Below are 12263 nucleotides of genomic sequence, written 5' to 3' on the forward strand. Positions count from 1 at the left end.
CTTTTTGGTAACCGGCAACTGAGCCGGATCTACTTTCGGCCCCTGCAGCGTCTTGCAAAAAAAGCGGAATCTTACGATGATCAGGATGAGCTTTTTTTCTCAGTAAGAAAAGAGGATAATGACTTTTCAATTCTCTCCTCAGCATTGAATAAAATGCTGCAGCGCATCGTTGAAAATAAAGCCGCGTTGGAAAAAACTATTGGATCATTGCAGGCGGCCAACAAAGAGCTGAAAAAGGCTCAGAACGATATTATCCGAGCTGAAAAGCTGGCCACCGTCGGACGTTTGACGTCTGGAATTGCTCACGAGATTGGAAATCCCATCGGGATTGTGCTCGGGTATCTCGATTTGCTCAAACAATCCGACCTGACAGGGGAAGAACGCAATGATTTTATCAATCGTTCGGAAAATGAAATAACTCGAATTAACAGTATAATCAGGCAATTGCTGGATATGTCGCGCTCAGCGGCCGGGGAAGAAAAAACGATGTCCGTCCATCAACTGATGGATGAATTGATCGGTGTTTTTAAATATCAGCCTGCGGCTAAAAATATTTGCTTCGAATCCTTGTTTTATGCCGATAATGATTTCGTGCATGGCGATCCCGAACAGATTCGGCAGGTTTTTTTAAATATTATGATCAATGCCATTGATGCCGTCAATGCTGACCCGGTCAATCCGGGGATAATCCAATTGATCACCAGCAATGGGGCAGACGATCAAGAAAACAATGACCATCAAAGTCCGCAATCCCTCCAGGTGACGGTCAAGGACAATGGCCCCGGTATCGCCCCCTCTCATTTGGATCATCTTTTTGATCCGTTTTTCACCACCAAGGAACCCGGGAAGGGAACCGGATTAGGTCTCAGTGTATCAGCGATGATTGTTGACAGGCTCGGGGGGACATTGGCGGCGGTGAGTGAGGACGGCGGTGGGAGCTGCTTTTGTCTGACCTTGCCGCTATCAACAGATACAATCAAAAAATAAATAAAATGGGAAGATTGCAGGATGCCAGAGCCTGAAGCCCGGAAAAAGGCCATTCTGATCATTGATGATGAGGAAAACATGCGTCACATGCTTCAGTCCATGTTACGCCGATACGGATACCTTATCGAAACCGCGGAAGATGGCGTCCAAGGATTGGATAAAATTGGACAGCAGCGTTTTGATTTTGTGCTTTGCGACATTAAAATGCCACGCATGGACGGCATGACTTTTCTCAAGGCATCCCGCGAACATCTGCAGAACACAACCGTCATCATGATGTCTGCTTACGGCAGTATCGACCTGGCGATTGAAGCCATGAAGCTTGGTGCCTACGATTTCATTTCCAAGCCCTTTAAAAATGAAGAGATCCGATTAACCCTGAAAAAGGCGGAAGAGCGCGAACGCTTAAAGTCGGAGAACCTTCAACTCAAAGATAAAATTCAGCGGATCGCTGGCAGCCTCTCTTTTGGAAACATGGTTGGCAAAAGCCCGGCCATGCAACAGGTCTTCTCCATGGCCTTGAAGGTGGCGCGTTTTGACAGCACCGTTTTGATTACCGGTGAGAGTGGCACTGGAAAAGAACTGATCGCACAAGGCATTCATCAGGAGAGTGAGCGCAGGAGCGGACCCATCATTCCGGTAAACTGTGCCTCTATTCCGGAAAGCCTGATGGAGAGCGAACTGTTCGGGCATGCCAAAGGCGCATTTACCGGTGCGGACAAAGACAAAAAAGGGCTGTTTGAAATGGCCCAGGAGGGAACCCTTTTTCTCGATGAGATCGGGGAAATCCCATTTTCATTGCAACCCAAGCTGTTGCGTGTGTTACAGGAAGGGGAGGTCCGTCCAGTGGGGGGCACAAAATCCAAATCCATTGATGTGCGCGTGATTGCCGCCACTTCCAGGGATCTTGGAAAGGAGATTGCTGCCGGTCACTTCAGGGAAGATCTGTTCTACCGGCTCAACGTGGTCCCTATTGTTTTGCCGCCGCTTCGGCAGCGGACGGATGATATCCCCCGGTTGTGCCGGTTTTTTATCAATCGTTTCAACGAATCCCTGAACACGCGGATAGAAAATATATCATCCGCTGCCATGGCTGCCCTCATGCGGCATGATTGGCCCGGCAACGTCCGTGAACTGGAAAACGCCATTGAGCGGGCCATTGTGCTGGCCGAGGGGCATACGCTCGAGGCCGACAACTTTTTTGGGGGAACCACTTCGACGGCCGATTCGCATCCAGGAGAAGATGAAGACGCCGGTGACGGCGGTTTTTCGCTGAAAGTGGCCAAGGCCAGACTGGAAGCGCGGATGATCCGCAAGGCGCTGGCCGCAACCGAAGGCAATCGCACCCATGCAGCCGGCTTGTTGGAAATCAGCCACCCGTCTTTGTTGAGTAAGATGAAGCTTTACGGCATCAAATAAGACCGCATTACAATTTGGCTTGCTGGAACAGCCTTTCGACGTTCAGGCGGTTGATGATTTCTGTAAATATTTCACCGATTATTTTTTCCGCGCCACCGCTTCCGACGATTTTTACCCGTTCGGCCGTGCCGCTGACCACTTCCCGGGCCACCAGATGGGCATCTTCGGAGAGGTTGGCCTCATAGCTGATATCCGCCTTCCATTTCTGTCCGTCCAGGTTAATCCGGAACCGATTGATTTTAATCTGGAAGACCGGCACATTGGGTGACCGTTTGTCTGCAACTTTGACGTGTAATTGAGTCAGGCGCTGCTTCATTGCGGTTTCGAACAGCCTGAGCAACGGATATGCCCCCAACATGGTCACCGTTGTATCCGGTTTTTCCAGGGAAAGGGAAAACAGACCGGTAAAATATTCAAAATTCTTTTTGGCGGGCGCGTTGAAAATTTCTTTATCACTGCGCAGGTCCCGGGTTTCGATAAAAACCGTACGACCCGCCAGGCCTTCACTTGCGGTGGGAAGCTGGTAGATCACATCGATATAGGATTTCTTTGCACAGGCAAATGCCCCCAGGATAACCAGGACCAGGATAAACATTTCCGAGTAGAATCTTTTTCTCATACGATACATGCTTTCCTCCTTTATGGAGAAACGATTCGGTGACCGTCGGGATGGATATGCTCCTTGCTGACTACATGAGGTTGGCCCCTTTTGTCAATGCCGGCACAACGCCGGTTCAGGGGAAACCCAAATGTGGCTATCCTGAATGCCGGTTAATCGCTGGGGCGGCCGTGCCATCGCCCGGGGAATCCGCTTGCCAAGACGAAAGTTTCCATGTTATTTCGATCTTATTCACGATTTTGATTGATGACACTAATGCCGTATCCACATGATCGCAGGAAATATTGATAACGTTCCACCGGACTATGAGAAGGTTCAACGATAATATTAACCGCTTTCTTGGACTTTAGGAGGAATTGATGAAACGATTTAGTTTTGTATTGGCGCTTTTTGCAGTTTTCTCGATGGTTTGCTCCGCATCGGCCGGCACGCTGGATGACGTTAAATCAAAAGGCTTCATACAGGTTGGCGTTAACGGCGATGTATTCGGCTTTGGCAAGCCGGATGAAAAAGGCGTCTGGAAAGGCCTTGACGTTGACACCGGGCGCGCCATTGCCGCGGCCGTATTTGGCGATGCCAGCAAAATCAAGTTCATTCCGCTGACGGCGGTAACCCGGTTTACCGCCCTGCAGTCCGGTGAAATCGATGTCCTCTGCCGCAACGCTACCCGTACACTCAGTCGCGAAACAGCACTGGGGCTCAACTTCGTGCAGGTCAACTATTACGATGGCCAGGGATTCTTGGTACCCAAGTCTCTGGGCGTGAAAAGCGCCAAGGAACTGGATGGCGCCTCGGTTTGCGTGCTTCCCGGCACCACCACCGAACTCAATGCGGCGGACTATTTTCGTTCCAACGGCATTAAGATGAAACCGGTGGTGATCGAAAACACCGCGGAATTGGCCAAAACCTTCTTTGCCGGTCGCTGCGACTGCCTGACTTCGGACGCTTCCCAGTTGGCCGGTACCCGTGCCGTGGCACCCAATCCCGATGACTATATGATTTTACCCCAGATTATCTCCAAGGAGCCGTTGGCGCCTGCCGTTCGCCATGGCGACGATCAGTGGTACGATATCGTCAATTTATCGGTGCTGGCCATGATTAACGCCGAGGAACTGGGCATCACCTCGAAAAACGTTGACGAGATGCTAAAGAGCGCCAATCCCAAGATCCAGCGTTTTTTGGGCGTCACCCCCGGAAATGGCAAGGCGCTCGGCTTGGATGAAAAATTTGCTTACAACATTGTCAAACAGGTGGGCAATTACGGTGAGGTATTCGAACGCAACGTCGGTAAGGATACGCCACTCAAGATCGAGCGTGGTCTGAATGCCCTGTGGACCAATGGCGGCTTGATGTACTCCCCGCCGTTCAAGTAATCCATCGTACCGCCTGTCGCCGCAGGAAAGCAATGCTGTCTGGCGGTGATAACGCTTCGGTATCTTAGTCAATCGGTTGCTGTGCGCTCCTGATCCCATGGACGTACAGCAACCCGCCACCACGAGCGATAACCGGATGCAAAAGATCGATATCGGGGATGAGAAAATTCCCCTGCTCAACGACCCTGCCAAACGATCACTGATTTATCAGGTGGGGGTGGTGCTGATGGTGGCGGCGTTGGGTTACTATCTGATATCCAACACGCTGGCCAACCTTGATCGGCAGTCCATCGCCACCGGTTTCGGATTTCTCGAAAAAGAGAGTTCCTTTGAAATCGGTGAATCCCTAATCGAATACTCCGCTGCCGATAATTACGCCCGGGCGCTTTTGGTGGGCGTTCTCAATACACTGAAAGTCTCTTTTGTCGGCATCGTGCTGACCGTCATTCTGGGTACCTTGATCGGTGTCGCCAGGCTTTCCACAAACTGGCTGGTTTCCCGGCTGGCGGCCATCTACATAGAACTGCTTCAGGATATTCCCGTTCTGCTGCAACTTTTTTTCTGGTATGCCTTTTTCTATGAGATGCTGCCATCGCCGCGCCAGGCCCTCAACCCGGTCACCGGCCTTTTTTTATGTAACCGCGGTATGATTTTTGGCGTGCCGGCTGCCCACCCGGCCTGGGCCTGGATGGGATGGGCTTTTCTGGTGGCCTGCGTGCTGGCATGGTTGCTCCGGCGGTGGGCGATGCAGCGTCTGTTCAAAACCGGTAAACCCTTTCCGATTTTTTGGACTTCCCTGGGGGTGCTGCTGGGGTTGCCATTTTTTGTGTGGCTGCTGGCCGGCGCACCAACGGCCATGGACCTGCCGCATTTGCGGGGTTTCAATTTCCAGGGCGGGATGAGCATCAGCCCCGAGTTCACTGCTCTGCTGTTGGGACTGGTATTGTATACGGCGGCTTTTGTGGCCGAGATCGTTCGCGCCGGCATTCAGTCGGTCAACAAGGGACAGACGGAGGCGGCCAAGGCGCTGGGACTAAAGACCGGAAAAGTGCTGAGCCTGGTGATTTTGCCCCAGGCGCTGAGGGTCATCATTCCGCCGCTGACCAGCCAGATGTTGAATCTGACCAAAAACAGTTCCCTGGCAGTGGCCATCGGCTATCCCGATTTTGTTTCCGTGGCCAATACCACGATCAATCAGACCGGACAGGCAATTGAGGGGGTGGCCATGATCATGGCGGTCTACCTGTGCCTCAGCCTGCTGACTTCGGTGTTCATGAACTGGTACAACAAGAAAATGGCATTGGTTGAACGATGACCGTCTACGAATACGACGACCAGATTGCGGAAATGAAACCACCGGCAACATCGGTGGGCGTGCTGGGTTGGATGCGCCACAATCTTTTCAATGGATGGTTCAACACGGTGCTGACGATCATGGTCGCTGCCCTTCTGATACAAACGGTTCCGCCACTAGTAAAATGGGCGCTTCTGGAAAGCCACTGGCTGCCATCCGGTGAGGCGTGCCTGAACGGGCAGGGCGCCTGCTGGTCGGTTATTACCGCCAACCTGCGGTTTATTATCTTCGGTTTCTATCCGCACGATCTGCAGTGGCGTCCGTTTTTGGCCATGGTTATTCTTGTGGCGCTGCTTTTCTACAGCCGGAACCGCGATCACTGGCGCAAGATTCTCGGATGGGGCTGGCTGGTGGGACTGGCCGTCATGGGTGTATTGCTCAGAGGGGGGCTGTTCGGGCTGAGCGTTGTGGAGAGCACGCAGTGGGGTGGCCTGCCGTTGACACTGCTGCTTTCGGTTTTCGGTCTGACCGCGGCCTACCCGCTCGGTATCCTTCTGGCGCTGGGTCGTGCCTCGCACATGAAGGCCGTAAAAGCCCTGTGTGTGGTCTATATCGAATTGATCCGCGGCGTTCCCCTGATCAGCTTGCTGTTCATGTCATCGGTGATATTTCCGCTGTTTCTTCCCGAGGGAGTCACGGTCAACAAAATTTTGCGTGCCCAGGCGGCCATTATTTTTTTTACGGCCGCATACATTGCCGAGGTCGTGCGTGGCGGATTGCAGGCCATCCCCAAAGGCCAATATGAAGCCGCCGACTCGCTGGGGTTGAATTATGTTCAGACCATGCGTCTGATCATCCTGCCCCAGGCGCTCAAAATCGTCATTCCACCGTCGGTGAGTATTCTCATTTCGGCCTTCAAAGATACCTCCCTGGTGGTTATTATTGCCTTGTACGACTTGCTCAAGACCACCAAGTCGGTGCTCTCGGATCCCAAATGGATGGGGTTTTCCGCCGAGGCTTACATATTTCTGGCGCTGGTCTATTTTCTGTGCTGTTATTTCATGTCCAACTACAGCCGGCGTCTGGAGCGTGAACTGGATACGGGGTTTTAAGGGGCGGATTACCGCCTTTCCTTTGATTAAAACTTTAAACGTAACACTTCTCCTCTCAGGTTATTGATATGAACGAACCCAACACCGCCACTCACAATGACTTAGAAACCAACGATACGATTATCAAAATCGTCGGCATGCACAAATGGTACGGCGATTTCCATGTGCTTCAGGACGTCAACCTCGACGTGGCGCGGGGGGAGCGGATCGTTATCTGCGGTCCCTCGGGGTCCGGGAAGTCGACTCTGATCCGCTGTATTAATCGGCTGGAGGAGCATCAGCGCGGAAAAATTATCGTCGATAGCACCGAGTTGACCAACGATCTTAAAAACATCGAAAAAATTCGGGCCGAAGTGGGGATGGTGTTTCAGCATTTCAACCTTTTTCCCCACCTGACCATCCTGGAAAATCTCACCCTTGGACCGATATGGGTGAGAAAAACACCCAAGCGGGAAGCGGAAGCGACGGCCATGGCTTATCTGGAAAAAGTGCACATCGCGGAACAGGCCAAAAAATATCCCGGCCAGCTCTCGGGGGGGCAGCAACAGCGGGTGGCCATCGCCCGCAGCCTCTGTATGAAGCCCAATGTGATGCTTTTTGATGAACCGACATCGGCCCTGGATCCGGAGATGGTCAAGGAGGTGCTCGATGTCATGATCAGCCTGGCCCGGGAAGGGATGACCATGCTGGTGGTGACCCACGAAATGGGTTTCGCCAAAAGTGTCGCCCACCGGGTGCTGTTCATGGATTACGGCCGCATCGTTGAAGAGAACACCCCCGCTGAATTTTTCGACAATCCCCAACACGACCGGACCAAACTGTTTTTAAGCCAGATTCTGCATTGAAAGCCATCGATCATGCCAGCCCGAACCCTCGCCACCATTCATCTTGATCACCTGCGCGCCAACTACCGCCAAATTCAACAACATATCAAACCGGCCCGCCTGATACCCGTGGTCAAGGCAAACGCTTACGGTCATGGCGCCGTTGCTGTCTCCAACTGCCTGTCCGATGAAGGCGCGCCATTGCTGGCGGTTGCCCAATTTCAGGAGGCCATGGAGTTGCGCGACAGCGGGATCCAGGTGCCCATTCTGATTTTCGGCCGCCTTTTTCCCGACGAACTGCCTGCTGCCATCCGCGCAGGGTTCCGGATTACCCTGTTCGGTGAGGATGACATCCGTTGGATTGAAGCGCTTGGCGGCGATCGGCCGGCCGTGGTGCATGTCAAGGTAGAAACCGGCATGGGGCGGGTAGGCGTGCTACCGACGCGGCAGGCGGCTTTTTTCGATCGGCTGGTGCATTCCCGGTGCTGCGTGTGGGAAGGGTTGTACAGCCATTTCGCCACTGCCGATGAAGCGGACAAAACCTATGCCCGCCAGCAGCTCGACAACTTCAATGCCTTGATCAACCGCCTGGAATCCAAGGCGACACGGCCGCCCATGGTTCACATGGCCAACAGCGGCGCGATTATCGATTTGCCGGAGAGTCGTTTCGATGCCTGTCGGTCCGGTATTATGCTGTACGGTCACTATCCATCCCCGGAGACATCCAAAGCGATCCCCCTGAAACAGGTCATGGCCCTGACAACGGTGGTCGCCCATATCCGGCGCCTGCCCGCCGGTCACAACGTGAGCTATGGACGGCGCTGGCAGACCGGGCGTGAGACGACGGTGGCCGTGCTTCCCATCGGCTACGCGGATGGTGTCCGGCGCCAGATGACCGGCCGGCTCCAGGTAAGGATTGGCAGCCGGGCCTATCCGGTGGTGGGGACCATTACCATGGATCAGCTCATGGTAGATGTGGGCGATGATGCCGTCCGGGTGGGGGATGATGTGCTGATCTGGGGTGAGGCGTCCGGCAGTGTCATCCAGGTGCTCGACGTTGCCGAGGCCATGGGAACCATCCCCTATGAACTGACCTGTGGGGTTTCCGCCAGGGTGCGGCGTGTGGTTGTGGATAACGGATCCGACGCTCCCGGATGACAAAAAGATGGTGAGGAGCATTACCCCGCCCCATGAAATGCCCTGACTGCCATACTCCCGTGGATCCGGACGCAGCGATTTGTCCGGTATGCCGTTGCCGAATCGGTCCATCGTGCGTGGTCTGTGGAACGGTCAACCGGCGCGGGAGCCGTTTTTGCAGCGCCTGCGGATTTGTCCTGCCGTGCGGAACCGATGTCATGCCGCTGACACCTGCTGCACGAACACCTATAAAACAGCCAGCCGAAACCGCCAGACCGTTAACGCCGCTCACCCCGCCGCCGAGCGGTGAGCGTAAGCGGGTCACCATCCTTTTTTCCGACCTTTCCGGCTATACCAGAATCTGCCAGCAGATGGATCCCGAAGATGTATGCGAGATGATGAACCGGGTTTTCAGGAAGATCATCAGCATTATCCTCAGATATGAAGGTAGCATCGACCGCATTATCGGTGATGAGGTCCTGGCCGTTTTCGGTACCCCCCATGTGCACGAAGACGATCCCCTGCGTGCCGTGCACGCGGCCATGGAGATTCATGCCGTGGTGTCCGGGATGAGCAATCGTTTCCAGGACCATTTGATTCAGCCCCTGAAGATGCATTCGGGCATTGCCACAGGGCTGGTCGTTACCGGCAAGACCGATCTGGCCACCGGCAGACACGGGATCACCGGGGATACGGTAGACCGGGCCTTGCGGTTGACCAATCTGGCACCCTCCGGAGCGATTCTTGTGGAGCAGCGTACCATGACCGCCACGTCGGGGTTCTTTCTCTTCGAGAAAAGCGCCTTGGGCGGGAAGTGGGACGGTGTCGATTGCATGGATGCCTATCGCGTGTTGAAAACCGCCCCCCATCCGCATAAGATCCGCCGGGTGCGGGGTCTGCGTGCCCGCTTGATCGGTCGTGAGGAGGCATTGGCCGCCCTGCATAACGCCTGGCTTGCCATTTCCCGGGGGCGGGGCGGTTGTGTATTGGTCACCGGAGAGGCCGGAACCGGAAAGAGCCGGTTGATTGCGGAATTCAAGGATAGTCTGTCCCAAACCGAGGTACGCTGGCTCGAAGGCAATGCCTACCATTATACCCAGACGGTTCCCTATTTCCCGATCGTCGATCTGTTGGGGCGGGCCGTGGATGTCCGTGAACATGACACCGACGGCGTCATCCGGGAAAAGCTGAACCGGGAGCTCTCCCTGCTGGAGGCCGATACCGGGGCGATTGTCGAGATCATCGATCGTCTGTTTACGCTGGCCGATAAAGAACAGGCCCGATTGACACCGGAAGCATGGCAGCGCAAACTGCGCCAGACCCTGATGCGGCTGATTGCCAGCCAGTCCCGTCGAACCCCCACGGTGATCTGCCTTGAAGATCTTCACTGGGCCGATCCTTCGACAGTGAAGATGGTTCGCAGTATCCTCAATGATGCAAACCTGGCGGTCCTGTTTGTCATTAGCCACCGGCCGAGTCAACTTGACTTCTCTTCCGATCCGATCACCAATTCCTATTACCGGTGTACCACCATTGAACTGGAAGATTTTTCTCCGGAAATGGGACAAACCATGGTCGAATCCATGTTGGGGGTCACCCGGGTTCCACCGGACTTGCTGAATTTTGTCGCCGAGTACCTGGGGGGCAATCCCTTTTTTATCGAAGAGATGATCAATTCGCTGGTCGACGATGGCACGTTGAGGAAGAGTGGCGGTCAATGGCAGTTGCATGGGACCATCGGGACACGTGCCTTCTTATCCGATATCACCACTGTGATTGCCGCCCGCCTTGACAGCCTCGGAGACGACGCCAAACGGATTGTTCAGGAAGCGTCGGTTATCGGCAGGCGCTTTTCAACGCGGGTGCTGAAAAAAATTTCGAATACCCCCGAACGAGTAGATGAAAGCCTGTCTGTCCTCAAGTCTCTCGGACTCATTCTGGACAGTACCATGGGAGATAAGCCCGGTTTGTGTTTCAAACACGCCCTCGTTCAGGATGTCGCTTACAACAGCCTGCTCCGGCGGCGGCGTAAAGACCTCCACGAGAAGATTGCCGAGGCGCTGATCCGCTTGAACGGTCATCGCATCGACGCCATCAGTGAGACCCTGGCCTACCATTTCAGCCATGGCCACACGTTGTCCAAAGCCGTCGACTACCTGATCCGGTCCGCCCGCAAAGGTTTGAAAATCTATGCGGTGACCGAGGCCCTGGGGTATTATCAGAAGGCGTATCAGATATTGACCGCCGGCTCACCGTCGAATGACGATATAACGGCTCCGTTGTTGGCTTTGCTCATCGAATGGTTTTTTGCCTTTCATCTTCGCGGACGGTACCGGGAAGCGTCGGTATTGTTGAAAAAACACGAATCCCTGGCCAGGATGAGCGGCAACCCGCATATCAAAGGCATGTACCTTGCCTGTCTGGGTGGAGCGTACCAGAAGCGGGAACGGCTGGATACGTCGCGGAACTATCTGCTGGAGGCGATGGGCATCGGTGAGCAGACCGGCGATTATCAGGTGATTGCTTACGCCTGCGCCTACCTGACCTGGACCTGTACCGATATGGGGCGGCTTGACGACGCGTTGGCGTTCGCTGCCAAAGCGGAGGCCGCGTTACCGCGTTTCGATGTCGGTGCCTCCCTCTGGCCGTCTGAAATGGACCAGGACCTGATTCGTTCCCTTTTTTTCGGCGCGGCCATCGCCCACATGTTTCGCGGGGACAGCCGGCAGTGCGTCCAGTTGGGGGATCGGCTGCTGGCCTACGGAAAAAGCGATAACGATGTCAATACCCTTTCCGTTGGATATCTGTCCCACGGCATGGGGGCTTTTGTAGCCGGTGATTTCCGCACCGCCATCCAGCAATGCTCCCTGGCCGTGGACGGCTCGGTGGATTCCATGTTTGCCTGCAATGCCCATTTCGTTAAGGCCTGGGCCACCATGTCATTGGGCGATTTCTCCGCGGCGGATAAGGAATTTACGGCAATCATCGACTTCTGCCGGTCGTCGGGCTATGAGTTCATCGGAAAAACCGCACAAGCCCTGTCCTACGTGATTACCGTTGCCAAAGGGGATGTGGCCGTCGGGGTAGAGGCGTTCAACCGGTATGTGGAACAATACATGGCCATCGGGAAGCACTATCACGTTCAGATTGCCCACTTTCTGCTGGGATGTGTTTATCTCAACATGGTATCGGGAAACGTTGATCGGCGGCCTTCCATGGGGCTGAAAAATCTGTGGTTTTTTCTGTCCCACCGGCCACGGGCGGCCAAACAGGCCGAAACCCATTTTAAGGCCGCCGTTCGTATCGCCGAACGGATCGGCGCCCTGGGAATGAAGGCCCAGGCCTGCCTCAATCTGGGGCGGTTGTATCGGGTCCGGCGAAAAGACGACCTGGCCGAACCGTTGGTGCGGGAAAGCCTCGCCCTGTTCGAGCGGCTTGGCGCCACCGAGCATTTCAAAGCGGCAACGGTGACCATGGAGACGTTGATGTAATTGTCCG

Annotated in this window: 9 protein-coding genes (1 of these 9 running past the window's edge); 8 read left to right on the forward strand and 1 reads right to left on the reverse strand. The window is 54.5% G+C overall.

All coding sequences use genetic code 11. The features are described 5' to 3' along the window. A protein-coding gene (locus GN112_RS29395; protein ID WP_155313409.1) for a sensor histidine kinase crosses the window boundary here: on the forward strand, positions 1–987 show its 3' portion. The gene continues 552 nt to the left of window position 1, outside the view; 987 of the gene's 1539 nt are visible here — the last part of the coding sequence; its start codon lies off the left edge, out of view; the stop codon is at positions 985–987. 21 nt (positions 988–1008) lie between these two features. Beyond that, positions 1009–2406: a sigma-54-dependent transcriptional regulator gene (locus GN112_RS29400; RefSeq protein ID WP_155313410.1), complete on the forward strand. Its 1398-nt coding sequence runs from the start codon at positions 1009–1011 to the stop codon at positions 2404–2406. Between the two features lie 7 nt (positions 2407–2413). On the opposite strand, the gene GN112_RS29405 is transcribed toward GN112_RS29400, so the two are convergent. Next, on the reverse strand, positions 2414–3025 hold the full coding sequence (locus GN112_RS29405) for a hypothetical protein (RefSeq protein WP_155313411.1): 612 nt from the start codon (positions 3023–3025) through the stop codon (positions 2414–2416). A gap of 359 nt (positions 3026–3384) precedes the next feature. On the opposite strand from GN112_RS29405, the gene GN112_RS29410 reads away from it, so the two are divergent. From GN112_RS29410 to GN112_RS29435, 6 genes are all read left to right on the forward strand, one after another. Continuing rightward, on the forward strand, positions 3385–4398 hold the full coding sequence (locus GN112_RS29410; RefSeq protein ID WP_155313412.1) for an amino acid ABC transporter substrate-binding protein: 1014 nt from the start codon (positions 3385–3387) through the stop codon (positions 4396–4398). 136 nt (positions 4399–4534) lie between these two features. Beyond that, positions 4535–5713, forward strand: a complete 1179-nt coding sequence (locus GN112_RS29415) for an amino acid ABC transporter permease (protein WP_155313413.1) — start codon at positions 4535–4537, stop codon at positions 5711–5713. Then, a complete protein-coding gene (locus tag GN112_RS29420; RefSeq protein ID WP_155313414.1) occupies positions 5710–6804 on the forward strand; it encodes an amino acid ABC transporter permease in 1095 nt (364 codons plus the stop codon). Before GN112_RS29415 ends, GN112_RS29420 begins: the two co-directional genes overlap by 4 nt. Positions 6805–6872: 68 nt before the next feature. Next, the gene (locus tag GN112_RS29425; protein ID WP_155313415.1) at positions 6873–7649 is read left to right on the forward strand and encodes an amino acid ABC transporter ATP-binding protein; all 777 of its coding nucleotides are present in this window, start codon (positions 6873–6875) and stop codon (positions 7647–7649) included. Positions 7650–7661: 12 nt separating this feature from the next. Beyond that, positions 7662–8786, forward strand: a complete 1125-nt coding sequence (gene alr / locus GN112_RS29430) for an alanine racemase (protein WP_155313416.1) — start codon at positions 7662–7664, stop codon at positions 8784–8786. Between the two features lie 32 nt (positions 8787–8818). Then, on the forward strand, positions 8819–12256 hold the full coding sequence (locus GN112_RS29435; RefSeq protein ID WP_155313417.1) for an adenylate/guanylate cyclase domain-containing protein: 3438 nt from the start codon (positions 8819–8821) through the stop codon (positions 12254–12256). The last annotated feature ends 7 nt before the right edge of the window (positions 12257–12263 follow it).

Source organism: Desulfosarcina ovata subsp. ovata, from assembly GCF_009689005.1.
Classification (GTDB): Bacteria; Desulfobacterota; Desulfobacteria; order Desulfobacterales; family Desulfosarcinaceae; genus Desulfosarcina; species Desulfosarcina ovata.

Bases quoted from the DNA above. Each gene is read 5' to 3' on its own strand.
- GN112_RS29425 (WP_155313415.1), top strand. From the start codon at position 6,873: ATGAACGAACCCAACACCGCCACTCACAATGACTTAGAAACCAACGAT.
- GN112_RS29420 (WP_155313414.1), top strand. From the start codon at position 5,710: ATGACCGTCTACGAATACGACGACCAGATTGCGGAAATGAAACCACCG.
- GN112_RS29405 (WP_155313411.1), bottom strand. From the start codon at position 3,025: ATGAGAAAAAGATTCTACTCGGAAATGTTTATCCTGGTCCTGGTTATC.
- GN112_RS29415 (WP_155313413.1), top strand. From the start codon at position 4,535: ATGCAAAAGATCGATATCGGGGATGAGAAAATTCCCCTGCTCAACGAC.
- GN112_RS29435 (WP_155313417.1), top strand. From the start codon at position 8,819: ATGAAATGCCCTGACTGCCATACTCCCGTGGATCCGGACGCAGCGATT.
- GN112_RS29410 (WP_155313412.1), top strand. From the start codon at position 3,385: ATGAAACGATTTAGTTTTGTATTGGCGCTTTTTGCAGTTTTCTCGATG.
- GN112_RS29400 (WP_155313410.1), top strand. From the start codon at position 1,009: ATGCCAGAGCCTGAAGCCCGGAAAAAGGCCATTCTGATCATTGATGAT.
- alr (WP_155313416.1), top strand. From the start codon at position 7,662: ATGCCAGCCCGAACCCTCGCCACCATTCATCTTGATCACCTGCGCGCC.